Source organism: Streptomyces sp. NPDC031225, assembly GCF_055570355.1.
This window is the reverse complement of sequence record NZ_JBVIHJ010000015.1, coordinates 95,233-118,555: the sequence shown is the minus strand read 5'-3', so window position 1 is coordinate 118,555 and position 23,323 is coordinate 95,233. Positions and strand designations below refer to the sequence as shown.

The 23,323-nt window shown below is 71.4% G+C and carries 23 protein-coding genes; 9 read left to right on the top strand and 14 right to left on the bottom strand.

Annotation, left to right across the window (positions count from 1 at the left end):
- Positions 1-86 precede the first annotated feature (86 nt).
- The 3 genes from ACZ48Z_RS25245 to ACZ48Z_RS25235 are packed head-to-tail and all read right to left on the bottom strand — an operon-like array spanning position 87 to position 1,985.
- Positions 87-851 carry a DUF3710 domain-containing protein gene (locus ACZ48Z_RS25245; protein ID WP_468738139.1) on the bottom strand — a complete coding sequence of 255 codons (765 nt, stop codon included), beginning with the start codon at positions 849-851 and terminating at the stop codon, positions 87-89.
- A gap of 1 nt (position 852) precedes the next feature.
- Positions 853-1,404: a dUTP diphosphatase gene (gene dut, locus ACZ48Z_RS25240; RefSeq protein ID WP_468738138.1), complete on the bottom strand. Its 552-nt coding sequence runs from the start codon at positions 1,402-1,404 to the stop codon at positions 853-855.
- Entirely contained in the window at positions 1,401-1,985 is a 585-nt protein-coding gene (locus ACZ48Z_RS25235; RefSeq protein WP_468738137.1) for a PaaI family thioesterase, read from the bottom strand. The genes dut and ACZ48Z_RS25235 overlap by 4 nt, the downstream gene beginning before the upstream one ends.
- Before the next feature lie 112 nt (positions 1,986-2,097).
- On the opposite strand from ACZ48Z_RS25235, the gene ACZ48Z_RS25230 reads away from it, so the two are divergent.
- Positions 2,098-2,562 (top strand): DUF3093 domain-containing protein, encoded by a 465-nt coding sequence (locus ACZ48Z_RS25230; RefSeq protein WP_468738136.1) that lies wholly within the window; start codon positions 2,098-2,100, stop codon positions 2,560-2,562.
- Positions 2,563-2,675: 113 nt separating this feature from the next.
- On the opposite strand, the gene ACZ48Z_RS25225 is transcribed toward ACZ48Z_RS25230, so the two are convergent.
- The 4 genes from ACZ48Z_RS25225 to ACZ48Z_RS25210 all read right to left on the bottom strand — a co-directional run bounded on the left by ACZ48Z_RS25225 (position 2,676) and on the right by ACZ48Z_RS25210 (position 6,222).
- Positions 2,676-3,593, bottom strand: coding sequence for a hypothetical protein (locus ACZ48Z_RS25225; protein WP_468738135.1), 918 nt, complete (start codon positions 3,591-3,593; stop codon positions 2,676-2,678).
- A gap of 13 nt (positions 3,594-3,606) precedes the next feature.
- Positions 3,607-3,903: a DUF4193 domain-containing protein gene (locus ACZ48Z_RS25220; RefSeq protein ID WP_005481602.1), complete on the bottom strand. Its 297-nt coding sequence runs from the start codon at positions 3,901-3,903 to the stop codon at positions 3,607-3,609.
- A gap of 405 nt (positions 3,904-4,308) precedes the next feature.
- Positions 4,309-5,562 (bottom strand): sensor histidine kinase, encoded by a 1,254-nt coding sequence (locus tag ACZ48Z_RS25215; protein WP_468738134.1) that lies wholly within the window; start codon positions 5,560-5,562, stop codon positions 4,309-4,311.
- 6 nt (positions 5,563-5,568) lie between these two features.
- Positions 5,569-6,222, bottom strand: a complete 654-nt coding sequence (locus tag ACZ48Z_RS25210) for a response regulator transcription factor (RefSeq protein ID WP_007385219.1) — start codon at positions 6,220-6,222, stop codon at positions 5,569-5,571.
- Between the two features lie 413 nt (positions 6,223-6,635).
- Between ACZ48Z_RS25210 and ACZ48Z_RS25205 the strand changes: the two genes are divergently transcribed.
- On the top strand, positions 6,636-6,800 hold the full coding sequence (locus tag ACZ48Z_RS25205; RefSeq protein WP_468738133.1) for a hypothetical protein: 165 nt from the start codon (positions 6,636-6,638) through the stop codon (positions 6,798-6,800).
- 111 nt (positions 6,801-6,911) lie between these two features.
- Here the strand turns inward: ACZ48Z_RS25205 and ACZ48Z_RS25200 are convergent, their stop codons facing one another.
- Positions 6,912-7,727, bottom strand: a complete 816-nt coding sequence (locus ACZ48Z_RS25200; RefSeq protein ID WP_468738132.1) for an inositol monophosphatase family protein — start codon at positions 7,725-7,727, stop codon at positions 6,912-6,914.
- An 8-nt stretch (positions 7,728-7,735) separates the two neighbouring features.
- Entirely contained in the window at positions 7,736-8,863 is a 1,128-nt protein-coding gene (locus tag ACZ48Z_RS25195) for a ferrochelatase (protein ID WP_468738131.1), read from the bottom strand.
- Between the two features lie 176 nt (positions 8,864-9,039).
- Here ACZ48Z_RS25195 and ACZ48Z_RS25190 point away from each other — a divergent pair, with 176 nt between their 5' ends.
- The 3 genes from ACZ48Z_RS25190 (at position 9,040) to sepH (ending at position 13,001) form a co-directional block, all read left to right on the top strand.
- On the top strand, positions 9,040-10,278 hold the full coding sequence (locus ACZ48Z_RS25190; RefSeq protein WP_468738130.1) for an MFS transporter: 1,239 nt from the start codon (positions 9,040-9,042) through the stop codon (positions 10,276-10,278).
- Complete coding sequence (locus ACZ48Z_RS25185) at positions 10,238-11,557, top strand: D-arabinono-1,4-lactone oxidase (RefSeq protein WP_468738129.1); 1,320 nt, start codon at positions 10,238-10,240, stop codon at positions 11,555-11,557. Before ACZ48Z_RS25190 ends, ACZ48Z_RS25185 begins: the two co-directional genes overlap by 41 nt.
- Positions 11,558-11,975: 418 nt before the next feature.
- Complete coding sequence (gene sepH, locus ACZ48Z_RS25180; protein ID WP_468738128.1) at positions 11,976-13,001, top strand: septation protein SepH; 1,026 nt, start codon at positions 11,976-11,978, stop codon at positions 12,999-13,001.
- 63 nt (positions 13,002-13,064) lie between these two features.
- Here the strand turns inward: sepH and ACZ48Z_RS25175 are convergent, their stop codons facing one another.
- Positions 13,065-13,931, bottom strand: a complete 867-nt coding sequence (locus ACZ48Z_RS25175; protein WP_468738256.1) for a sulfurtransferase — start codon at positions 13,929-13,931, stop codon at positions 13,065-13,067.
- Between the two features lie 324 nt (positions 13,932-14,255).
- Between ACZ48Z_RS25175 and ACZ48Z_RS25170 the strand changes: the two genes are divergently transcribed.
- The 3 genes from ACZ48Z_RS25170 to ACZ48Z_RS25160 all read left to right on the top strand — a co-directional run bounded on the left by ACZ48Z_RS25170 (position 14,256) and on the right by ACZ48Z_RS25160 (position 17,216).
- Positions 14,256-15,047 carry a VOC family protein gene (locus ACZ48Z_RS25170; protein WP_468738127.1) on the top strand — a complete coding sequence of 264 codons (792 nt, stop codon included), beginning with the start codon at positions 14,256-14,258 and terminating at the stop codon, positions 15,045-15,047.
- Positions 15,048-15,349: 302 nt separating this feature from the next.
- The gene (locus ACZ48Z_RS25165) at positions 15,350-16,510 is read left to right on the top strand and encodes a sensor histidine kinase (protein ID WP_468738255.1); all 1,161 of its coding nucleotides are present in this window, start codon (positions 15,350-15,352) and stop codon (positions 16,508-16,510) included.
- Positions 16,511-16,541: 31 nt separating this feature from the next.
- Positions 16,542-17,216, top strand: a complete 675-nt coding sequence (locus ACZ48Z_RS25160) for a LuxR C-terminal-related transcriptional regulator (RefSeq protein WP_468738126.1) — start codon at positions 16,542-16,544, stop codon at positions 17,214-17,216.
- Positions 17,217-17,307: 91 nt separating this feature from the next.
- Here ACZ48Z_RS25160 and ACZ48Z_RS25155 read toward each other — a convergent pair whose 3' ends face one another.
- Genes ACZ48Z_RS25155 through ACZ48Z_RS25140 form a run of 4 tightly spaced genes read right to left on the bottom strand, consistent with a single transcriptional unit; the run spans position 17,308 to position 22,763 of the window.
- Entirely contained in the window at positions 17,308-17,958 is a 651-nt protein-coding gene (locus ACZ48Z_RS25155; protein ID WP_468738125.1) for a thymidine kinase, read from the bottom strand.
- A gap of 39 nt (positions 17,959-17,997) precedes the next feature.
- Complete coding sequence (locus ACZ48Z_RS25150) at positions 17,998-19,200, bottom strand: alkaline phosphatase family protein (protein ID WP_468738124.1); 1,203 nt, start codon at positions 19,198-19,200, stop codon at positions 17,998-18,000.
- Positions 19,200-19,796, bottom strand: coding sequence for a DUF5998 family protein (locus ACZ48Z_RS25145; RefSeq protein ID WP_468738254.1), 597 nt, complete (start codon positions 19,794-19,796; stop codon positions 19,200-19,202). Before ACZ48Z_RS25145 ends, ACZ48Z_RS25150 begins: the two co-directional genes overlap by 1 nt.
- 42 nt (positions 19,797-19,838) lie before the next feature.
- Positions 19,839-22,763: a bifunctional acetate--CoA ligase family protein/GNAT family N-acetyltransferase gene (locus ACZ48Z_RS25140; protein ID WP_468738123.1), complete on the bottom strand. Its 2,925-nt coding sequence runs from the start codon at positions 22,761-22,763 to the stop codon at positions 19,839-19,841.
- A 230-nt stretch (positions 22,764-22,993) separates the two neighbouring features.
- Here ACZ48Z_RS25140 and ACZ48Z_RS25135 point away from each other — a divergent pair, with 230 nt between their 5' ends.
- A complete protein-coding gene (locus ACZ48Z_RS25135) occupies positions 22,994-23,275 on the top strand; it encodes an HPr family phosphocarrier protein (protein ID WP_468738122.1) in 282 nt (93 codons plus the stop codon).
- Positions 23,276-23,323: the final 48 nt, after the last annotated feature.

The window sequence follows — 23,323 nt, the reverse complement described above, 5'->3', positions numbered from 1 at the left end:
GTAGGTACAGACCAATGCACCGTCAAGACTCCGCGCACGAAAAAGGGCCGCACCCCTGACGGGGTACGGCCCTCGACGTCGTACGGCTAGCGGACCTCGGTGATCTCCGGTCCGCGCTGCAACTGACCCATGCCGCCGGAGAAGCGTGAGCTTTCGTCCTGCTGCTGGACGCCCTCGGGGACCATCTGCGCGTCGTTCGGCAGCTTGAGGACAATCGGGTCGCGGGGCGCCATCGGGCCCTCACCGCGCACCACGACCGTGTCCCGGAAGATCTGCTCCAGAAGCCCGGCCGCCTGCGGCTGCACCGCGCCCTGACCCGAGATCACACCGCGCAGGAACCAGCGCGGGCCGTCCACACCCACGAACCGCACGACCTGGAAGCCGCCCGTGCCGTCCGGCAGCTGCACCGGCACCTGAGCGCGCAGCTCCCAGCCCAGCGGCCCCTCGACCTCGTCGATGATGCCGCCCTGCTGAGTGATCCCGGAGCCGATCTCCTCGCGCACCTCGCCCCAGATGCCCTCGCGCTTGGGAGCGGCGAAGGCCTGCAGCTGGATGGCGCTGTCGCGCAGCACGACGGTGGCCGCGACGATCGCGTCGCCCGCGACCTCGACCCGCAGCTCCATGCCCTCGACACCCGGCACGAACAGACCACCCAGGTCCACGCGGCCCTCGGCGGGGTCACGGACCTCGGTGTCGTCCCAGGGCCCGTCGGGGCGCGGCTCCGGCTCCAGCCGTACGCGCTCGCGCGCGCCCGCTACGTCGTCCGCCTCAGCGTCGACACTGTCGACGACCTGCTCGGCCTCGCCGGCCGCGTCCTCGGCGGCACCCTTCTTCTTGCGACGTCCGAACACGTCACTGTCCTTCCCGGTCGGATACGACCGATGCGTATCGATTCCCACCCGTTGCGCCGCCCACGGCGGCCTCAGCGCTTGTATCGCCCCCGTCGCCCACGGCGGCGTGACCGCCGGTGGACCCGAAGCCCCCCTCGGCCCGCGCCGATTCGGGAAGCTCCGCGACCTCCTGGAAGCGGACCCGCTCGACCTGCTGGACGACGAGTTGGGCAATCCGGTCGAAGCGCTCGAACCGCACCGACTCGTGCGGGTCGAGATTCACCACGATCACCTTGATCTCCCCACGGTACCCGGCATCAACCGTCCCCGGGGCATTCACGAGAGCGACACCGCAGCGAGCGGCGAGACCGGATCGCGGGTGCACGAAGGCCGCGTACCCCTCCGGCAGCGCCACAGACACCCCGGTGGGCAGCACGGCCCGTTCGCCCGGCTTCAGTTCACGGCTCTCGGTGGTCCGCAGATCGGCCCCCGCGTCACCGGGGTGCGCGTACGCCGGAAGCGGTACGTCGGGGTCGACGCGCCGGATCAGCACGTTCAGGGGGGCACTACTCACGGGTTCACCTCGAAGGCACGGGCACGCCGGACCTGGTCCGGGTCGTCCATGGCGGCCCGGATCTCCTCCGGGCGGCCGTTGTCGATGAAGTGGTCGACCTTGACCTCGACGAACAGGGCGTCGGCGCGGACCGCGACAGGCCCCTCGGGGCCACCGATCCGGCCGGTCGCGGTCGAGTAGATCTTCCGCCCCGCCACCGCGGTCACCTCGGCCTCCAGGTGCAGCACCGTGCCCACGGGCACCGGACGCACGAAGTCGGTCTCCAGACGGCCGGTCACGGCGATCGTGCGCAGCAGCCAGTTGAGCGAGCCCAGGGTCTCGTCGAGAGCGGTCGCGAGCACCCCGCCGTGCGCGAGCCCGGGAGCACCCTGATGGGCGGTGCGCACGGTGAACTCGGCGGTGACCGAGACCCCCTCGCCGGCCCGCGCCTCCAGGTGCAGCCCGTGGGGCTGCTCACCGCCGCAGCCGAAGCACTGGCCGTAGTGCGCACCGAGCAGCTCACCGGGCGCGGGAGCATCCGGGTGTCGCACGGGTCGCGCCGCGTCGGCGGGAGGCTGGAGAGCCTGGGAAGTACCACTCACAGGCGCAGACCTTACCCGCCCGCCCGTCACCCACCGCCACCCTGCCTGACAGCACTTCGTACCGACTCCCCCTGGCAGCGGCCCCGTCCGGTCACGTGCCAAGCTTGGCTTCATGCAGCCCTCCGCCGTCCCGTACGACGAACGCCTCACCGCCCCCCGCTCCTGGTGGCTGATCTCCTTCCTGGTCGGGGTCGCCTTCGCGCTGATCCTGCTCCCGTTCGGGACGCTTCCGCTGCTCGGCGGCCTGGTCGGCGGCACCGCCGTGGCGGCGATCCTCGCGAGTTCCTACGGCTCGCTGCGCATCCGTGTCGTGGGCGACTCCCTGATCGCGGGCGAGGCGAAGATCCCGGTGTCGGCGCTGGGTGAGGCGGAGGTCCTGGACCCGGAGGAGACCCGGGCCTGGCGGACCTACAAGGCCGACACCCGCGCCTTCCTGCTGCTGCGCGCCTACATCCCCACCGCGCTGAAGGTGGAGGTCACGGATCCCGACGACCCGACGCCGTACCTGTACCTGTCGACCCGGGAGCCGGAGCGGCTGGCCGAGGCCCTGAAGGCAGCCCGGACGGCCACCGCCTAGAACGTTCGTGCAGGGCTTCATCCGACCGTGAAACCCTCGGCGGGGCCGGGAGTCTCACGCAAGTCTTACCGAAGGCAGCCCTGCCCGGGTCCGAGAGTCTGCGGGTGGGCGGGTCAGCGTCCGAGTTCCTTGGCGATGCCGCCGATCTCCAGCGGGTTCGCCGGAGCCTCCAGGGCCGGCAGGCCGGGCAGCTCGTCCCAGGGCACCTGGACCCTGCGCAGGTCCTTGCGGATCCGCTCGGCGAGCTTTCTGGTGTCCCGGCGGTTCATGACCGCCCCGACGGCCGCGCCGACCAGGAACGGCATGAGGTTCGGCAGGTCACGGATCATCCGCTTCATGATCTGCTGCCGCAGCTGCTGCTTCATCTGGCTGTTGAGCGCTCCGCTCACGGTCGACGGCTTCTTCACGTCGATCCCGCGCTCCCCGGACCAGGAGTTCAGATACGCGGTGCTGCGTTCCTTGAGGTTGCCGGGCGGCCGTACGCCGTACACCTCGTGGAGTTCGGCGATCAGCTTGAGCTCGATCGCGGCCACGCCGGTGATCTCGGCGGCCAGTTCGGCCGGCATCGCGGGCGGCACGGGCAGCATCGCCGCCGCACCGACCCCCGCACCGACCGTCGCGGTGGCGCTCGCGGCGCCCGTGACGAGCTTGTCCGCGAGCTCCTCCGGCCCGAGACCGGGGAACTGACGGCGGAGGGTCGCGAGGTCCCGTACGGGGACACGCGGGGCGTTCTCGATGATCCGGTCCGCGAGGTACGCCAGGCCCGCCCTGGCCCGGCTGCCGCCCTTGCGGACCCCTTCCCGGGCCCTGTCCCGGATCGCCGCCACCCGTCGTCTCGCGACGGGCGCGGGCGTCCCGGTCTGCCCGGTCGGCGCCGGGAGGTCAGCCCGGTCGGCCGCCGGTTCGAGCGAGGCTCCCGGATCGGAAGAGCCCCGCTCGTCGTCACGCGCGCCATCGGGGCCGTGGGACGGCCCCTGGTCCGCTCCCTGCAGACGGGAGCGGCGCTTCCAAGGTGGGGTCGAGCCAGTCATGCCCGACCCTCCCTCAGTCGCAGTCGCGGCAGATCGGCTGGCCGTTCTTCTCGCGGGCCAGCTGGCTGCGGTGGTGCACCAGGAAGCAGCTCATGCAGGTGAACTCGTCCTGCTGCTTGGGCAGTACCCGGACGGCCAGCTCCTCGTTCGAGAGGTCCGCTCCGGGCAGTTCCAGGCCTTCTGCGGCCTCGAACTCGTCGACGTCCACGGCGGACGTCGACTTGTCGTTCCGACGGGCCTTGAGCTCTTCAAGGCTGTCCGAGTCAACGTCGTCGTCGGTCTTGCGTGGGGTGTCGTAATCCGTTGCCATGTCGCTCTCCCCCTCTGGGTGTCTGCGGTGTCTCCAGCGCACGTAACGCGTGAGAGGCCGGACTTGTGCCCGACCCGAGGCGGAGATTTTGCCTCACATCAAGGTCTGTTACTCAATCGACACCCAACCGGACCCCTCTTGAGTGATCGGGTTGGATGGCGATGGGGACCGTACACGGTCCGAATCCCGCACTTCAAAGGCGTCTCACCGTGTACTTCCCGTGAACAATGCCCTTGAAAACCCGGATTATCCCGGCTTTCCGACAGGCTGCATGATCACGGAGAGTTCATGGCGAGAAAATCCCCCTTGTGATCGATCACACACGGAAGGGTCCACTCGGTGCCCAGAAAATTCCGCGCAAAGCGAACATCCTTATGTGTCGATCTCAGTGCGGGGGCCATGATCTCAGACCGGTAGGGCAACTCGCATCACGAGCCCACCCCCTTCGCGCGGCTGGGCCGTGATGTGCCCGCCGTGCGCCCGCGCCACGGACCGCACGATGGACAGACCGAGCCCGACCCCCTTGTCGCTGCCGGTGCGGTCGGCACCGCGCAGCCTCTTGAAGGGCTCGAAGAGATTGTCGACCTCGTACGCCGGCACGACCGGGCCCGTGTTGGACACGGTGAGCACCGCCTGACCGTGCTGGACCTCCGTGGTCACCTCGACCCAGCCGTCCTTGGACACGTTGTAGCGCACGGCGTTCTGCACCAGGTTGAGGGCGATCCGCTCCAGCAGGACGCCGTTGCCCTGGACGACGGCCGACTTCTGCTCGCCGCGGATCGCCACGCCCTTGGCCTCCGCCTCGCCGTACACCTGGTCGACCGCCTGTTCGGCCACCTCGGCGAGGTCCACCGGCTTGCGCTCGACGATCTGGTTGTCGCTGCGGGCGAGCAGCAACAGCCCCTCCACGAGCTGCTCGCTGCGCTCGTTGGTGGCCAGCAGCGTCCTGCCGAGCTGCTGGAGCTCCATCGGCGCACCGGGATCGGACAGGTGCACCTCCAGGAGCGTGCGGTTGATCGCCAGCGGTGTCCGCAGCTCGTGCGAGGCGTTGCCGACGAAGCGCTGCTGGGCCGTGAAGGCCCGCTCCAGCCGCTCCAGCATGTCGTCGAAGGTGTCGGCCAGTTCCTTGATCTCGTCGTCCGGACCGTCCAGCTCGATACGGCGGGAGAGGTCCGAGCCCGCCACCGACCGCGCGGTGCGCAGGATCCGGCCGAGCGGCGACAGGACGCGTCCCGCCATCGCGTAGCCGAAGGCGAAGGCGATGATCGCGAGGCCGAGCAGTGCCAGCAGGGAGCGCGTGAGCAGGTTGTCCAGGGCGACCTGGCGCTGGTGGTCGATGCAGTCGGCGATCGCGGCGTTGAAGTCCGACAGCTGCAGCGTGCCCGAGGTGACCGCGGGACAGTAGTCGCTGGAGACCTTGAGCGCCTGGGAGTCGACGATCTTGAAAGGCGGCTGGTTGCCCGTGTTGATCGCCTGCGCGGCCAGCAGGTAGATGATCGACAGCAGCAGGATGCCGGCGATCAGGAACATTCCGCCGTACAGCAGCGTGAGCCTTATGCGGATGGTCGGGCGCAGCCACGGGAAGGGCAGCTGCTGCGGCCTCCTGGGGTCCCAGGTGGGCTTCGGGGGCGCCTGGGGAGGTGCGGGAGTCGATGCCACGGGTGATCAGATCCGGTAGCCCGAGCCGGGGACGGTGACGATCACCGGGGGCTCCCCCAGCTTGCGGCGCAGGGTCATGACGGTCACCCGCACGACGTTGGTGAACGGGTCGGTGTTCTCGTCCCAGGCCTTCTCCAGGAGCTGCTCCGCGGAGACGACGGCACCCTCGGAGCGCATCAGCACCTCAAGGACGGCGAACTCCTTGGGAGCGAGCTGGACCTCCTTGCCGTCGCGGAAGACCTCGCGGCGGTTGGGGTCGAGCTTGATCCCGGCGCGCTCCAGGACCGGTGGCAGCGGCACGCTGGTGCGGCGGCCGAGGGCACGCACGCGTGCCGTCAGCTCACTGAACGCGAAGGGCTTCGGCAGGTAGTCGTCGGCGCCGATCTCCAGGCCCTCCACGCGGTCGCTGACATCGCCGGAGGCCGTGAGCATCAGCACGCGTGTGGGCATGCCGAGTTCGACGATCTTGCGGCAGACGTCGTCGCCGTGGACCAGGGGGAGGTCGCGGTCGAGGACGACCACGTCGTAGTCGTTGACGCCGATGCGCTCCAGGGCGGCCGCACCGTCGTACACAACGTCGACGGCCATGGCCTCCCGGCGCAGTCCGGTGGCCACCGCATCGGCGAGCAGCTGCTCGTCCTCGACGACGAGTACGCGCACGTCGCTTGTCCTTCCTGTGTCCACCCGCGTAGCGCGCTGTGAGCACACACGGGCAGGGGGTCGGGTGAGTGTCGGCCTCCATCCTGCCCTTTTCGGCCATAAGTCGGCTGTAAGGCGGGTGAGGGGCATCTGAAAGACGGGTGTGAGAGCGGGAATGCGGGATTTTCTCGCGGGGTTGAGGTTTCCGTCGGAAGGAGCGGGGGGAGGACGGCTTTACACCCCGCGATCACACTCTGCATGTGCCGTACCACCATGCGGCACGACGCGATCCGCTTTCGCCGAGTGGGCGTGGGTGTCCGGCACCGTCGCCGCCCGGCAGGGCAGCGCTGGGCACCTACAGGAGACGTGATCGCCCCTTTCGAACGGCACACCCCCGTGCCACCGACCCACGACCCAGGACGAGGGGGCGCAGCATGGACGCATTCACCGCAGGACTTCTGCAGCGCATAAGGGCGACAGAGACCGACCTGACGCGGGCTCGCAACGACGGCGACGACTTCCTCGTCGACGTCGAGCAGGGCGAACTCGACGACCTGCGCCGCCTCGCCGCCGAGCACGGTGTGGAGGTCAGCGCCTAGCGTCTGATCAGCCTCGCGGCACGACAGTGGACCCCCGGCGAATCCAGCGCCGGGGGTCCGCTGCGTCGCCGTACGGACGTGTTCACCTCGTGTTCGTACGGAGTCGGCCTGTCAGTCGTGCCAGGCCCCGAAGTCCTCCAGGAGCCGCTGGAGGGGCTCGAAGACGCCCGGGGTACCGGCGACGGTGAGGGCGGGGTTCGGTCCTTCTCCGGGGCGTCCACCGGTCAGGGCGCCCGCTTCCCGGGCGATGAGGTCACCCGCTCCGTAGTCCCAGGCGTTCAGGCCGCGCTCGTAGTAGCCGTCGAGGCGGCCGGCGGCCAGATCGCACAGGTCGACCGCCGCCGAGCCCGCGCGCCGGATGTCACGCACGAGCGGGATCAGTTTCCGGGCCACCTCGGCCTGGTGGACGCGGACCTCGGTCACGTAGTTGAAGCCCGTCGAGACCAGCGCCTGCTCCAGGGGCGGCGCCGGACGGCAGGTCAGCCTGCGCTCGCCCGCCCAGGCACCCGTGGCCCAGGCACCCTCGCCGCGGACCGCGTGGTACGTCTCCCCGCGCATCGGCGCCGCGACGACCCCGACGACGGTCTCGCCGTCCTGCTCGGCCGCGATGGAGACGGCCCAAGTCGGCAGTCCGTAGAGGTAGTTGACCGTGCCGTCGAGGGGATCGATCACCCAGCGGACGCCGCTCGTGCCCTCGGTGGCGGCGCCCTCCTCACCGAGGAGGCCGTCGTCCGGGCGGTGCTCCGAGAGCAGGTCCGTGATCAGCTTCTCGGCCGCGATGTCCATCTCGGTCACCACGTCGATGGGGCTGGACTTGGTCCGGGCGACCTCCAGGTCGGCCGGGCGGCCGTCCCGCAGCAGGGTGCCCGCCCGACGGGCCGCCTCCTGGGCCAGCTCCAGCAGTTCGGCGTGCAGGGGGTCGGTCACGGCGCTCCTCACGCGTACGGGCTGTCGACACCCGCGGCGGCGGGCTTGGCGGCGCGGGCCGGGCAGCAGCCGACCGGGCACAGGTTGTGGTCGGCGCCGAGCGCGCCCAGGGCACAGGGCGTGACCTCCTGACCGCGCTCGACCGCGGCGCGCTCCAGGACCAGGTCGCGGATCGCCGCGGCGAACCGCGGGTCGTCGCCGACGGTGGCCGAGCGGCGCATCGGCAGGCCGAGCTCCTGCGCCTTGTCCTTGGCCTCGGTGTCGAGGTCGTAGAGGACCTCCATGTGGTCGGAGACGAAGCCGATGGGTGCGATCACCACGGCCGGGGCGCCGGACGCGTGGCGCTCCTCCAGGTGGTCGCAGATGTCGGGCTCCAGCCACGGGATGTGCGGCGCCCCGGAACGCGACTGGTAGACGAGCTGCCAGGGGTGGTCGACGCCGGTGCGCTCGCGGACGGCGTCGGCGATCAGCCGGGAGACCTCCAGGTGCTGCGCGACGTAGGCGCCGCCCTCGCCGTGGCCTTCGACCGGTCCCGAGGTGTCCGCGGACGCGGTCGGGATCGAGTGGGTCGAGAAGGCGAGGTGGGCACCGTCGCGGACGTCCTCCGCAAGCTCCGCGAGGGACTCCAGGACACCGTCGACCATCGGCTCCAGGAAGCCGGGGTGGTTGAAGTAGTGCCGCAGCTTGTCGATCTTCGGCAGCTCCAGGCCCTCGGCCTCCAGGGCCGCCAGGGACTCGGCGAGGTTCTCGCGGTACTGGCGGCAGCCCGAGTAGGAGGCGTAGGCGCTGGTGGCGAGGACCAGGACGCGGCGGTGGCCGTCCGCGACGATCTCGCGCAGGGTGTCCGTGAGGTAGGGAGCCCAGTTGCGGTTGCCCCAGTAGATCGGCAGATCCAGGCCGTGATCCGCGAAGTCCTTGCGGAGGGCGTCGAGCAGGGCACGGTTCTGGTCGTTGATGGGGCTGATCCCGCCGAACAGGAAGTAGTGCTGGCCGACTTCCTTCAGGCGTTCCTTGGGGATGCCTCGCCCGCGCGTCACGTTCTCCAGGAACGGGACCACGTCGTCGGGGCCCTCGGGGCCTCCGAACGAGAGCAGGAGCAGGGCGTCGTAGGGGGTGGCGTCGAGCGCGTCTGGCATGGGTCGATCCTGTCATCCGGTACTGACAGCCGGGAAACGGCGGGGTGCACACCCGGGTTCCCGGGCCGTCCGGCCGGGTGCGTCAGGGTCACCTCACTCGTAAGCTGTATAGGCTGCGTTGACGCCTTACCTCGCCGTCGGCTCGCTCACCTGTCCCTGTCCGACCGGAGACCCCCGTGCCCAGCCCGTACAGCGCCCTGTTCGCCGCCCCCGGTTCCAAGAGCTTCTCCGCCGCGGGGTTCCTCGGCCGGATGCCGCTGTCGATGATGGGCATCGGCGTGGTGACGATGGTCTCCCAGCTGACCGGGCGCTACGGCCTGGCCGGTGCCCTCTCCGCGACCATCGCGCTGGCCGCCGCGGTGGCGGGCCCGCAGGTGTCCCGGCTGGTGGACCGGCACGGGCAGCGGCGGGTGCTGCGCCCCGTGACGCTGATCTCGCTCGCCGCGGCGGCCGGGCTGCTGTTCGCCGCGCACTACGGCTGGGCGGACTGGACGCTGTTCGTCTTCAGCGCGGGCATCGGGTGCGTGCCCAGCGTCGGCGCGATGATCCGCGCGCGGTGGGCCGCCCTCTACCGGGACACCCCGCAGCTGCACACCGCGTACTCCTTCGAGTCCGTCATCGACGAGGTCTGCTTCATCTTCGGGCCGATCATCTCCATCGGTCTGTCCACGGCCTGGTTCCCGGAGGCGGGTCCGCTGCTCGCCGCCTGCTTCCTCGCCGCCGGCGTCTTCTGGCTGACCGCGCAGCGGGCCACCGAGCCGGCCCCGCACCCGCGCGAGGGCCACGACAGCCGTACCGCACTGCGCGCGCCGGGCCTCCAGGTCCTGGTGGCCACCTTCGTGGCGACCGGGGCGATCTTCGGGGCGGTGGACGTGGTCACCGTGGCCTTCGCCGACGAACAGGGCCACAAGGGCGCCGCGAGCCTCGTCCTGGCGCTCTACGCTGCGGGCTCCTGCGTCGCGGGCCTGGTCTTCGGGCTGTTGCGGTTCAAGGGAGCGCCCGAACGCCGCTGGCTGCTGGGCATATGCGCGATGGCCGTGAGTATGATCCCCCTCCTACTGGTCGGAAACTTGCCGTTTCTGGCCGTGGCGCTGTTCGTTGCGGGTCTGTCCATCGCTCCGACGATGATCACGACGATGTCCCTCATCGAACAGCACGTACCACGCGCGCAACTGACCGAGGGCATGACCTGGATCAGCACCGGGCTGGCCGTCGGGGTCGCGTTCGGCTCCTCCATCGCCGGCTGGGTCATCGACGCGGCCGGTGCGCGGGCCGGGTACGGGGTTCCGGCGGTGTCCGGGGCCGTCGCGGTCGCGGTCGGTTTCCTGGGGTACCGCCGGCTCAGCAGACCGGCACCGGGTCGGGGAGGGACCGTTGAGCAGCACAGCGAGCGGGAAGAACGGAACGTGGCGTAACTGGGGAGGCAATGTCGCCGCCCGACCCGCGCGGGAGGTCACGCCTGCCTCGGTGGAGGAGCTGGCGGCCGCCGTGCGCAAGGCCGGCGAGGACGGTCTGAAGGTGAAGGCCGTCGGCACCGGCCACTCCTTCACGTCGATCGCCGCGACCGACGGTGTGTTGATCCGCCCTCAACTGTTGACCGGCATCCGCCATATTGACCGGGATGCCATGACCGTCACGGTGGAGGCCGGCACCCCGCTCAAGAGGCTCAACATGGCGCTCGCGCGCGAGGGTCTGTCGCTCACGAACATGGGCGACATCATGGAGCAGACGGTCTCCGGGGCCACCAGCACCGGCACGCACGGCACGGGCCGCGAGTCGGGCTCGATCGCCGCCCAGATCAAGGGCCTTGAGCTGGTCACCGCCGACGGCTCGGTCCTCACGTGCTCCGAGAAGGAGAACCCCGAGGTCTTCGCGGCCGCCCGGATCGGTCTGGGCGCGCTCGGCATCGTCACGGCGATCACGTTCGCCGTCGAGCCGATCTTCCTGCTCACGGCCCGCGAGGAGCCGATGAGCTTCGACCGGGTCACGAGCACGTTCGACGAACTCTGGGCCGAGAACGAGCACTTCGAGTTCTACTGGTTCCCGCACACCGGCAGCACCAACACCAAGCGCAACAACCGCAGCGCGGGTCCCGAGAAGCCGGTGCCGCAGCTCCAGGGCTGGTTCGAGGACGAGTTCCTCTCCAACGGCGTCTTCCAGGTGGCCCAGTGGGTCGGCCGCGCGGCACCGGGCACGATCCCCTCGATCGCCCGGATCTCCAGCAAGGCGCTGTCCGCGCGGAGCTACACCGACATCCCGTACAAAGTCTTCACATCGCCCCGCCGGGTGCGGTTCGTGGAGATGGAGTACGCCGTCCCGCGTGAGGCCGTCGTCGAGACGTTGCGTGAACTCCGGACGATGATGGACCGCTCCGCGCTCCGGGTCAGCTTCCCCGTCGAGGTGCGTACGGCGCCCGCCGACGACATCACGCTGTCCACCGCGTCCGGCCGCGACAGCGCGTACATCGCCGTCCACATGGTCAAGGGAACGCCGTACCAGGCCTACTTCACGGCCGCGGAGCGGATCTTCACCGCGCACGAGGGGCGCCCGCACTGGGGCAAGGTGCACACGCGTGACGCCGGGTACTTCGACAAGGTCTATCCGCGCTTCGGAGAGTTCACCGCGCTCCGGGACCGGCTCGACCCCGACCGGCGGTTCCAGAACGACTACCTGCGGAGGGTGTTGGGGGCGTAGCGAACACGTTCGCCGCCCGGGCGTTCCGTTTCTGTTGATTCCGTGAACCGCGCCACGTCCAAGATCCCCAAAACCGCTCAACGGACGGCTGGACACCGTTTTTTGACAGAAGTCGAGTGGCGCGCCAATCCACGCACGTGGCCCAAATGGAGTACTGTTGCGAGCCCTGGGTTCGGTCTCCCGCCAGGGCGTCCGCACCCTTCAAGGGGCGTCGGGAGGGGGGCAGTTGCACAGGGTTACGGAGTTGGTCACTTAGCGTTGCGGATAGATAACCGTGCCATAACGGCGATCCCGGGCCCGCGCCCGACACGCCGGGCAACTCGGCAAGGTTGTGGCAGGCTGCACCCGGGCAGGCCACACTCGACTAGCGGAAGCAGCGACGCACGTGACGTCGGCAGGCACCACCCGGGAGGTCCCCATGCCCGAACTGCGTGTCGTGGCCGTCTCGAATGACGGCACACGGCTGGTGCTGAAGGCTGCCGACTCAACGGAGTACACGCTTCCGATCGACGAGCGACTGCGCGCAGCGGTGCGCGGCGACCGTCCCCGCCTCGGTCAGATCGAGATCGAGGTCGAAAGCCATCTCCGTCCCCGCGACATCCAGGCGCGTATACGCGCCGGTGCCACCGCGGAAGAGGTAGCCCAGCTCGCAGGTATCCCCGTAGACCGTGTACGGCGCTTCGAGGGCCCCGTGCTCGCCGAGCGCGCCTTCATGGCCGAACGAGCCCGTAAGACCCCGGTCCGTCGGCCCGGTGAGAACGCCGGTCCGCAGCTCGGCGAGGCCGTGCAGGAGCGGCTGTTGCTGCGCGGCGCCGAGAAGGACACCGTCCAGTGGGACTCCTGGCGCCGTGACGACGGCACCTGGGAGGTGCTGCTGGTCTACTGCGTCGCCGGCGAACCGCACTCGGCGAGCTGGACCTACGACCCGCCCCGGCGGCTCGTCCAGGCCGTCGACGAGGAGGCTCGCTCGCTGATCGGCGAGTCCGAGGACCTCGGCGCACCGGAGCCCAGCTTTCCGTTCGTGCCGCGTATCGCACGGCTGCCGCGCGACCGTCCGCTGGACCGTGCCCTTGACCGGCCGAGCCTGCCCGCGCCCGATCCGATCGACGAGGGCGCGGCCGAACGGGACTCGCTGACCAGCCTGTTGGAGGCGGTGCCGAGCTTCCGGGGCGACATGGTCGTACCGGAGCGGCCGTCCGAGACGGCGATCGTCGAGGAGCCCGACCCGGAGCCCGAGGCGGAGGAGCCGCCCGCTCCCGCGGCCTCGGCCGGTTCCGCCTACGCGGACGTCCTGATGCCGCGCTCGGTGGCCAGCCACCGTGACCGCCTGATCGGCGCGACCGACCGCCAGGCGGAGGCCGACGGCGTCCGCCCCGGTCGCAGAGCGGCGGTCCCGAGCTGGGACGAGATCGTGTTCGGGACGCGCAGGAAGAAGCAGGAGTAGTCAGCCGTACGACGGAGGGGCCGCACTCGGTGAGTGCGGCCCCTCCGTCGTACGGTGCGGGGATTACTGGGGGTCGGGGCCCACGGCGACCGGTCGTTCCGGGTCCGAGGACCACTCCGACCAGGAACCCACGTACAGGGCCGCCGGGATGCCCGCCACCGCCAGGGCCAGCACCTCGTGGGCACCGGAGACACCGGACCCGCAGTAGACGCCGACCTCGGTGCCGTCGCCGGCGCCGAGGGCCTTGAAGCGGGCGGTCAGCTCCTCCGCGGGCAGGAAGCGGCCGTCCGGGCCGACGTTGTCCGTGGTGGGCGCGGAACGGGCGCCCGGGATGTGGCCGCCGACCCGGTCGATCGGCTCCACTTCACCGCGGTACCGCTCCCCCGCGCGCGCGTCCAGCAGCACTCCCGCGCGGGCCAGCGCCGCGGCCCCGTCGGCGTCGAGGAGACCGGTCGCGCCGGGCACCGGCTCGAAGTCGCCCTCGGAGAGGGCCGTACCCGGCACGGAGGACTGGAGCGGTCCCTTCCAGGACGGCAACCCGCCGTCGAGGACTCGCACGTCCGGGTGACCCGTCCAGCGCAGCAACCACCACGCGCGTGCCGCGGCCCAGCCCTGTCCGCCGTCGTAGACGACCACCGGTGTCCGCGAGGAGACACCCGCCCTGCGCATCGCCGCGCCGAACTCCTCCAGGTCGGGCAGCGGGTGCCGGCCGCCGGTGCCGGCCCGGCCGGCCAGCTCCCGGTCCAGGTCGACGTAGACCGCGCCCGGGATGTGCCCGGCCGCGTACTCGGCCCGGCCGTCGAAGGGCGGCACTCCGGTGGCCTTGGCCATGCTCAACTGCCAGCGGACGTCGAGCAGGACGGGCGGGTTCGGGCCCGCGAGGCCGCTCGCCAGGTCTGATGCGGAGATGATGGCGTTCATGGCCACCATCCTTGCGCACGAGGTGGCCGCGTCGTCCATGTCCGGCTACTCTGCTCGACCGGACAGGCCCGATCACGAGGCGTACGGGAACGGGCACATGCTGTACAGCCGGTCGGCATCCGTCGGCGGCGCGCGGTCACGGACAGACGAACGCGCGGTCGGCCGAGGCGTACCGACCGCGCCGGGCGCCGGGGCCGGACATTCCCGGCGTCGGGAGAACTGTGCGGCGGCGTGCCCGGAGCGCGCGGCACCGCCGGTGGTGCGAGCATCGGCACGGAGGTCCGGACAGCGGACGCGACACGGCCACCGCGAGGGGCCGAGGAGAGAGTGACGATGACCGAGGCAAGGGGATCGGCCGCCCCGCCCGCCCGGCACACGCCCGGCACACCCTGCTGGGTGAGTCTGATGGTGCACGGCATGGCAGCGACCCAGGAGTTCTACGGGGCGCTGTTCGGCTGGGAGTTCGTACCGGGGCCGCAGCAGCTCGGGCCCTACGTCCGGGCCCTGCTCGACGGCGAGGAGGTCGCCGGGATCGGTCAACTGCCGCCCGACCGTCATCTTCCGATCGCCTGGACCCCCTATCTCGCCTCGGACGACATCGATCTGACGGCGGAGACGGTCAGGCTGTGCGGCGGCACGGTGGGGGTGGGCCCCCTGGACGCGGGAGAGGCCGGCCGGCTGGTGATCGGCTCCGACCCGTCCGGCGCCGTCTTCGGCGTGTGGCAGACGGCCGCGTATTTCGGCACGTCCGTCGCGGGCGTACCGGGCACCCCCGCCTGGCACGAACTGCTCACCGTCGAGACGGCGGGCGTCGCCAAGTTCTACGAGACGGTGTTCGGCTACGAGGAGGAGCCGGTGGTGTCCGCCGACTTCGACTACGTCACGCTGCACGTCGACGGCCGCCCCGTGGCCGGCCTGCACGGCGTCGGCAACGCCCTCCCCCGCGACCGCGGTCCGCACTGGATGACGTACTTCGAGGTGGCCGACGCGGCCGCGGCGGCCCACCTTCTCGTGGATCTCGGCGGTCATGTCCTGTGCCCGCCGCACGACAGCCCCCACGGCCTCGTGGCCACGGTGGCCGATCCGGAGGGGGCGCGGTTCTCGCTGATCGAGAACCCGCACTGAGGCTCGACGGCGACTTGGCGCCCCCGGCGGTCCCGGGTCCCGGGTCCCGGGTCCCGGGTCCCGGGAGCGGTCTACCGCGATCGCAGCAGACGTAAGTGTCTGCGGAGGGCCGACGACGGGAGACCCCGCGGTTGCGAGGGTGAGGGTGGGCCGGGCGTTGCGGCCAGGTCGTGTCACGTACCGCTGAAAGGGCTCACCCATGTCCCCTCTCGCGGCCTCGCCGCATCCCGCGCGTCGGCGGCTGGGTGGACCGGACCGTCCTCGGCCGTGCTCCGTACATCGTGGAAATACAGGTGACAGAGATGCGGCGCCGGCTCGCCCGTCATGCCCGGATACGGGACGGGCTCCCCGCGGTGGTGCTGATCGTCCTCGCCGTGGCCGCGACGTCCGGGGGGAACTCCGGCTGGCACGCGCCCCGGGCGGCCGGGGTGGCCTGGACGGCACTGTCGTGCGTCCCCCTCGTGTTCCGGAGCCGTTGGCCCCTGCCCGTCGTCGTCCTCACGCTGGCGGTCGATCTGACCGGCATGGCCCTGGCCCCGGAGCACTCCTCGACTCCGGCGGCGAGCCTCGTCGCCCTGTACACGCTCGCCACCCGCAGCTCCCGGCGCACCGCCTGGGTCGTCGGCCTCGTCGCCTCCGTCGCGATCACCGGGGTCTACGCCGCCACCCACCAGGAGCCGCTCCTGGTGGGGACCAGCCTGCTGCGGTTCGACTTCGCGATCGCCGCGGTCGCCCTGGGTGACGCCGTCCGCAGCCGTAGACGGCACCTCGCGCAGGTCGAAGCGCGCGCGGACAGCGCCGAACGCAGCCGGGAGGAGGAGGCCCGACGCCGGGTCACCGAGGAACGCGTCCGCATCGCCCGCGAGCTCCACGACGTCGTCGCCCACCACATCACGCTGGTCAACGCGCAGGCCGGCGTGGCCCACCACCTGATGCGCAGCGACCCCGACCGGGCGTACGAGGCCCTGGCCCACATCAAGGACAACAGCCGCGCCGCCCTCGACGAACTGCGGACCACCGTCGGTCTGCTGCGCCGGCCCGACGACGCGCCCGACTCCCGGGCACCCCTCCCCGGGCTGACGGACCTCGACACCCTCGGCAGTGTCCGCACCGGCGGTCTGTCCGTGACGGTGACCCGCACGGGCGTCCGCCGGCCCCTGACGCCCTCCGTCGAACTGACGGCCTACCGCATCATCCAGGAAGCCCTCACCAACACCCACAAGCACGCCTCCGCGACCCACGCCGAGGTGGCCCTGGACCACGGGGCCACGACCCTGCGCGTCACCGTCACGGACGACGGCCGGCCGCACGCGGTCCGAGGGTCTGGTACCGGACACGGTCTGATCGGCATGCGTGAGCGCGCCACCGCCGTCGGCGGCACCGTCACCGCCGGGCCACGGCCCGGGGGCGGCTTCCGGGTCGTCGCCGAACTGCCGCTCTCCCTCACCCCTGCGTCCGCCTGACCGGCCCCGCCGAACTCAAGGAACACCGCTCATGACGATTCGCGTCCTGCTCGCCGACGACCAGGCCCTGCTGCGCGGTACCTTCCGCCTGCTCATCGACGCGCAACCGGACATAGAGGTCGTCGCGGAGGCGTCCAACGGCCACGAAGCCTTACGACTGGCCCGCTCCGAACGGGCCGACGTCGTGGTGATGGACATCCGGAGGCCGGAGCTCGACATCGAGGCCACCCGCCTGATCGGCCGGGACGAGGACCTGGCCGGAGTGAAGGTGCTCGTCCTCACCACGTTCGAGGTCGACGAGTTCGTCGTCGAAGCGCTCCGGGCGGGCGCGAGCGGCTTCCCCGGCAAGGGCATCGAACCCGCCCAACTCCTCGACGCCATCAGGCTCGTCGCGGCGGACGAGGCGCTGCTCTCCCCCGTCGCGACGAAGAAACTGATCGCCCGGTTCCTCGCCCAGCCGTCCCCCGGGGGGCTCTCGGACCCCGGCCGGCTCGCCGGTCTCACACCGCGGGAGCGCGAGGTGATGACCCTGGTGGCCACCGGCCTGTCCAACGGCGAGATCACCGAACGCCTCTTCGTCACCCCGGTCACCGTCAAGACCCACGCCAACCGGGCCATGGCCAAACTCGGCGCACGGGACCGCGCCCAGCTCGTCGTCATGGCCTACGAAAGCGGTCTGGTCCGGGCCGGGGAGACGCAGCCCTGAGACGGGCGAGTCCGACGGCCGGTGCGGACAGACGTGCGGGTCCGACGGTCTGTGCGGACAGCCGTACCGGACGGAACCCTGCGGAGCGAGCTCAGTCGGAGCCCACCGGCAGCACGTCCGGCGAGAGCGCGCCGGCATGGGCGGAAGCGCTCGTCATACGGCGACGATGGTGCCGTCGGCACAGCACCTCGTAGCCGACCTCCTCACGGAAGCCGCTCACGTCACCGACGACGACCTGCTCGCCCTCCACCACCATCTCGCCGCCCAGGGTCCGGGCGTTGTGCGTGGCACGCGCCCCGCACCAGCACATCGCCTCCACCTGAAGCGTCTCGAGGCGGTCCGCCAGCTCGATCAGCCGCCGCGAGCCGGGGAAGAGCTTCGTACGGAAGTCCGTGGTGATGCCGAAGGCGAAGACATCCAGGCCCAGGTCGTCGACGACCCGCGCCAGTTGGTCGATCTGCGCCGGCTCCAGGAACTGCGCCTCGTCCACGACCAGGTAGTCGACCCTGCCGCCCTGCGACACCCGGTCGACGACATGGGCGTACAGATCCATGCCCGGCACCGCCTCGACCGCGTCGGTCACCAGCCCGAGCCGTGAGGAGAGCTTGCCCTCCCCCGCACGGTCGTCGCGGGTGAAGATCAGACCCTGCAGACCCCTCGCCGACCGGTTGTGCGCAATCTGCAACGCCAGAGTGGACTTCCCGCAGTCCATCGTTCCGGAGAAGAACACCAGCTCGGGCATGGCGAGTCGAGCACCTTTCGGCGAAGGGGACAGAGGGCTTCAGGAGCGTACTTCGAGCAGCGGGACCAGCTGCTCGGCAGGGGTCATCGAGCCGTGGTTGCCGACCATCGCCGACTCCTTCGGCTCCCGCTCGGAGGCGACGATGAGGACGTCGTCGCGGGCGGCGGCGACCACGTCACCGATCCGGCCGTACACCCGCTCGTCGAAGCCGTCGGGCGGCCCGAACCAGCCCGCCGCGATCGCCTCGTCCCGTGAGGCGATCCAGAACTGCTCACCGAGGACCTCGCGCCAGCAGGTCAGGACGTCACCCGAGGCGCCCGGCACGGCGTAGACATGGCGGGCCCGGCCCTCGCCGCCCAACAGGGCGACTCCTGCGCGCAGTTCCCAGTCCGCGTCGAAGTCGATGCGGTGCTCCTCGTCGAAGGGGATGTCGATCATGCCGTGATCGGCGGTGACGTAGAGCGCGCTGTTCGGCGGCAGTTGCTCGGCGAGGCGCTGAACCAGCCGGTCGACGTACATCAACTGGCCGCGCCAGGTGTCGGAGTCGACGCCGAAACGGTGGCCCGCGCCGTCGACCTCGGCGTAGTAGGTGTACACGAGGGAGCGGTCGCCTGCGGCCAGTTGCTCGGCCGCGAGGTCCATGCGGTCCTCGCCGGACAGCCGTCCGTGGAACGTGCCGCCGCTGAGCGCGACCTTGGTCAGCGGGGTGTTCTGGAAGGTGGGCGAGGAGACCTGGGCCGCGTGCACGCCCGCCCGGTCGGCGAGTTGGAAGACGGTGGGGTACGGCTGCCAGTCCTGCGGCTTGGTCCACGGCTGCCAGCGCAGCTGGTTCATCAGCTCGCCGGTGGCGGGGTTGCGCACGGTGTACCCGGGCAGTCCGTGCGCGCCCGGCGGCCGGCCGGTGCCGACCGAGGCGAGGGAGGTCGCGGTGGTCGCCGGGTAGCCGGTGGTCAGGGGGCGGCCGGTGCCGCCGCGCGAGCTGCCCAGCAGGGAGGCCATGAAGGGCGCCTCGTCCGGGTGTGCCTTCAGCTGCTCCCAGCCGAGACCGTCGATCAGGAACACGCAGTTGCGGTCGGCGGGCGTGAGCTCCGGGATCGCGGCGGTCATGCCCGGTACGGCCATGCCGGCGGCCAGGGTGGGCAGGAGGTCGGCGAGGGAGCCGGTGCCGTACTCGGGCACGGGTGCGGTGTCGAGAGCGAGGGGTTCCGGGTGGTCCCAGGCGGAGGCGGGCTGCGCCGCCATCAGCGGGTGACGTCCGCGGTCGCCTCGGAGAGGGCCTGCGCGAAGGCGAGCGCCTGACGCACGGTGTCCGGGCCGTCCCCGGCCTCGCTGACGCGCAGGCTGAGGTCGTCCGCCGTGGAGCTGCCGGTGTAGCCGTGGTCCGCCTCGCAGTTGGGGTCGCCGCAGGCGGCGGGCTCCAGGTCGATGCGGGAGACGGCGCCCCAGCCGATCGTCAGCACGACCTCGCGGGGCAGCGTGCCCGGCTGGTACGACTCCGGGTTGGCGACGACACGGCTGACCACGACCGACGAGATCCGGCCGATCTTCACGGACTCCGTGGACGTCGTGGCGTACGGCGTCGGGGAGGTGGTGTCCTCGTTCTGCTCGTCGGTGTGGCTGACGATGAAGCGGTTGCCGGTGAGGACGAGCACGGTCACGTGCCGCCGCACCTCGTTCTGGTCGAACGTCGTCTCCTGGTGGACCAGGTACGACCGGATGGGCTCGCCGCCCAGGGCGGACTCCACCGCCTCGGCCACGAGGGCCGGGTAGTAGCCGCTGCGCTCGATCGCCGCACGCAGCCCCTGGGTCGTCGTACTGGTCTTGGCCATGACGTCCATCCTACGGTGGCGCACCGGCTGCGAGGCACCGCTCGCCGCAGCTCAGTACACGGGGAGTGTCCGCGGGCCGAGGTCGTCGCGGGCGGGCGGCGGCGCGAGCCGTACGGAGGCGCCGAGGACGCTCAGACCACGCTGGGCGACGACGACCGGCTCCAGAGTGACCGCGACGACCTCGGGATGGTCGTCGACCAGCCGGGACACCCGCAGCAGGAGCTCCTCCAGGGCGGGTGTGTCGACCGGCGTGGACCCGCGCCAGCCGAAGAGGAGCGGTGCGGTCCGGATCGAGCGGACCAGGGTCGTCGCCTCCCGGTCGGTGACCGGAATCAGCCGGTGCGCGGTGTCCCCGAGCAGCTGTGAGGCGGCCCCGGCGAGCCCGAAGGAGAGCACGGCGCCGGCGGCGGGGTCGATGACGGCCCGGATCACCGTGTCCACCCCGCGCGGTGCCATGCCCTGGACGACCGGCCGCAGTTCGTCGGGGGTGCCGAACAGCTCGGTCAGCTCGGCGTACCCCCGCCGCAACTGCTCCTCGTCCATGAGGTCCAGGCGTACCCCGCCGAGGTCGGCGCGGTGACGCAGGTGCGGGGCGGTGGCCTTGAGGGCGACCGGGTAACCGAGGGTGCGGGCGGCCTCGGCGGCGGCCTCGGGGGTGGGGGCGGGCAGGGCGCGGTGGACCTGGACGCCGTATCTGCCGAGCAGCTCGCAGGTCTCCTCCGTGCCGAGGGTGAGGCCCTGCCCGCGCGTGAGCAGGCCGTCGATGAGGGTGGCCGCGCCCTTCTCGTCGATGTCCTCGTAGTCGGGCACCTTGCCGGGCTCGGCGGCCTCCCGGCGCCACTGGGCGTACTGCACGGCGTCGGCGAGGGCCCGCACCGCGCGTTCGGCGGCGGGGTAGGCGGGGATGAGGCGGGGGGCGGTGGCGGACCCGGGGCCGGGGAGCTGCGCCTCGGCGGCGGCCGGGGCCCGCAGGCGGTCCAGGGCGCGGAAGGGGTGGTCGGCGCGGATCGCTCCGGGCGCCGGGGCGGGAGAAGGTGTCGCGGCCCCGCCGTCGTTCCGTGACGCGGCTCCGGGCGACGTCGACGGCGCTGTGCTCACCGCAGCGGACAGGGCCTCCGCGAGCCCGCCCAGTTCGACGTGGACCACCAGCACCGGCTTGCCCGGCACCCGCTCGGCCGCCGAGCGCAGTGCCTCCGCCAGTGCCGCGTCCCCGGTGGGTCCCGCGGCGCCGGAGAGTCCGGCGACGCCCTCTCCCACGGCCGGAATCGCCGTCACGATCACGGCGTCGCAGGCGTCGTCCGCCAACGCGCGCGCGAGTGCCGAGTGGAAGTCCTCCGGCGAGGCGGCCGTGGTCAGGTCCAGAGGATGGGCCGGCGTGAGGCCCTCCGACACGCACGCGTCGTACGTCAGCAGCCCCAGCGACTCGGAGTTGCCCAGGATCGCCACCCTGGGTCCGGTGGGCAGCGGCTGGCGGGCGAGCAGCAGGCCGGTGTCCACCAGTTCGGTGATGGTGTCGACCCGGATCACCCCGGCCTGCCTGAGCAGCGCGGACACCGTGGCGTGCGGCAGCCGCGTAGCCCGGACGGCGTGTCCCTGCGGGGTGGTCCCCGAGCCCTGTACGACGACCAGGGGCTTCGCCGCCGCCGTTCGCCTGGCGAGGCGGGTGAACTTGCGGGGGTTGCCGATGGACTCCAGGTACATGAGGGCGACGTCGGTGTCCGGGTCGTCGTACCAGTACTGGAGGACGTCGTTGCCGGACACGTCCGCGCGGTTGCCGGAGGAAACGAAGGTGGAGACGCCGGTCACGCCGGTGACGCCGCCGCCGCGGCGGTGCAGCCGGGAGAGCAGGGCGATGCCGATGGCGCCGGACTGGGCGAACAGGCCGATCCGGCCGGGGCGGGGGGTCTCGGGGGCCAGCGAGGCGTTCAGCCGGACGTCCGGGGAGGTGTTGATGATCCCGAAGGCGTTGGGGCCGATGATGCGCATGCCGTACGCGCGTGCGTGCCGCACGAGTTCACGCTGGCGCTCGCGCCCCTCGGGGCCGCTCTCGGCGTACCCGGCGGAGAGCACGACGAGTCCCTGGACGCCGTGCGCCCCGCACTCGGCGACGACTTCGGGGACGTGCTCGGCGGGAACGGCGACGACCGCGAGGTCGACGGGGCCGTCGATGTCGCGCACCGAGCGGTGCGCGGGGATCCCGTCGAGGTCCTTGCAGTCCTCGGGGAAGGCCTTGTTCACGGCGTACAGGCGGCCCGTGAACCCGGCCTCCCTGATGTTGCCGAGCACGCTGCGGCCCACGCCGCCGGGGGTGCGGCCGACGCCGACGACGGCGACGGAGCCGGGGGTGAGCAGCCGCTGCACGGACCGCGCCTCGGCACGCTGTTCGCGCGCGTACTGCACGGCGAGCGAGCGGTCGGTGGGCTCCAGGTCGAACTCCAGGCGTACGACGCCGTCTTCGAAGCTGCGCTTCTGGGTGTACCCGGCGTCCGTGAACACCTTGATCATCTTGGCGTTGGCGGGCAGCACCTCGGCGGCGAAGCGTCGGATGTCGCGCTCGCGGGCGACGGCACCGATGTGTTCGAGGAGGGCGGAGGCCACACCGCGCCCCTGGTGGGCGTCCTGGACGAGGAAGGCGACCTCGGCCTCGTCGGCGGGGACGGAGGCGGGCATCCCGTCGGCGCCGATGCGGTCGTAGCGTACGGTGGCGATGAACTCGCCGCCGACCGTGGCGGCGAGACCCACCCGGTCCACAAAGTCGTGGTGCGTGAAGCGGTGGACGTCCTTGGCGGACAGGCGAGGGTAGGGCGCGAAGAAGCGGTAGTACTTCGACTCGTCCGAGACCTGCTCGTAGAAGCTGACCAGGCGATCGGCGTCGTCGACGGTGATGGGCCTGATGCGCGCGGTACCGCCGTCGCGCAGCACCACGTCGGCCTCCCAGTGGGCGGGGTACTCGTGCCGGTCCGACGCGCTCTGCATGGGCCCCAGAGTACGGCTCGCGTATGACAACAGCGCGAGGCAGTCTGTGGAGAACGAAGCGAGAACGCGCGGGAACCCGCGAGGACTCGCCTGTCATCGCCGGGACGGAAGTCGGGCCGAGGCCGCGGTCCGACCGCTCACCCCGCAGGGGGCGAACGAGCCCCCTCCGGAGACGCTTCACGTGTGGGAAACTGGTCTAGACAACCCTGAACACCGAAGGGCAGCATCACATGGCTGAGCGCCGCGTCAACGTCGGCTGGGCCGAGGGTCTCCACGCCCGCCCCGCTTCCATCTTCGTCCGGGCCACCACGGCCGCAGGTATCCCGGTGACGATCGCCAAGACCGACGGCAACCCCGTCAACGCGGCGTCCATGCTGGCCGTGCTCGGGCTGGGCGCCCAGGGTGGCGAGGAGATCGTCCTCGCCTCCGACGCCGAGGGTGCGGACGCGGCCCTCGACAGGCTCGCGAAACTGGTCGCCGAGGGGCTCGAGGAGCTTCCCGAGACCGTCTGAGCCCTTTCGGGCACAGCGTCGTAAAACACCGCCGAAGGGCTCGTCCGA

Excerpts from the sequence above, each read along its gene's own strand:
- ACZ48Z_RS25220 (WP_005481602.1), bottom strand. The coding sequence starts at position 3,903 with ATGGCAACGGATTACGACACCCCACGCAAGACCGACGACGACGTTGAC.
- ACZ48Z_RS25140 (WP_468738123.1), bottom strand. The coding sequence starts at position 22,763 with ATGCAGAGCGCGTCGGACCGGCACGAGTACCCCGCCCACTGGGAGGCC.
- ACZ48Z_RS25175 (WP_468738256.1), bottom strand. The coding sequence starts at position 13,931 with ATGGTGGCCATGAACGCCATCATCTCCGCATCAGACCTGGCGAGCGGC.
- ACZ48Z_RS25170 (WP_468738127.1), top strand. The coding sequence starts at position 14,256 with ATGACCGAGGCAAGGGGATCGGCCGCCCCGCCCGCCCGGCACACGCCC.
- ACZ48Z_RS25225 (WP_468738135.1), bottom strand. The coding sequence starts at position 3,593 with ATGACTGGCTCGACCCCACCTTGGAAGCGCCGCTCCCGTCTGCAGGGA.
- ACZ48Z_RS25145 (WP_468738254.1), bottom strand. The coding sequence starts at position 19,796 with ATGGACGTCATGGCCAAGACCAGTACGACGACCCAGGGGCTGCGTGCG.
- ACZ48Z_RS25230 (WP_468738136.1), top strand. The coding sequence starts at position 2,098 with ATGCAGCCCTCCGCCGTCCCGTACGACGAACGCCTCACCGCCCCCCGC.
- ACZ48Z_RS25195 (WP_468738131.1), bottom strand. The coding sequence starts at position 8,863 with ATGCCAGACGCGCTCGACGCCACCCCCTACGACGCCCTGCTCCTGCTC.
- ACZ48Z_RS25150 (WP_468738124.1), bottom strand. The coding sequence starts at position 19,200 with ATGGCGGCGCAGCCCGCCTCCGCCTGGGACCACCCGGAACCCCTCGCT.
- ACZ48Z_RS25135 (WP_468738122.1), top strand. The coding sequence starts at position 22,994 with ATGGCTGAGCGCCGCGTCAACGTCGGCTGGGCCGAGGGTCTCCACGCC.
- ACZ48Z_RS25160 (WP_468738126.1), top strand. The coding sequence starts at position 16,542 with ATGACGATTCGCGTCCTGCTCGCCGACGACCAGGCCCTGCTGCGCGGT.
- ACZ48Z_RS25165 (WP_468738255.1), top strand. The coding sequence starts at position 15,350 with ATGCGGCGCCGGCTCGCCCGTCATGCCCGGATACGGGACGGGCTCCCC.
- sepH (WP_468738128.1), top strand. The coding sequence starts at position 11,976 with ATGCCCGAACTGCGTGTCGTGGCCGTCTCGAATGACGGCACACGGCTG.
- ACZ48Z_RS25155 (WP_468738125.1), bottom strand. The coding sequence starts at position 17,958 with ATGCCCGAGCTGGTGTTCTTCTCCGGAACGATGGACTGCGGGAAGTCC.
- ACZ48Z_RS25205 (WP_468738133.1), top strand. The coding sequence starts at position 6,636 with ATGGACGCATTCACCGCAGGACTTCTGCAGCGCATAAGGGCGACAGAG.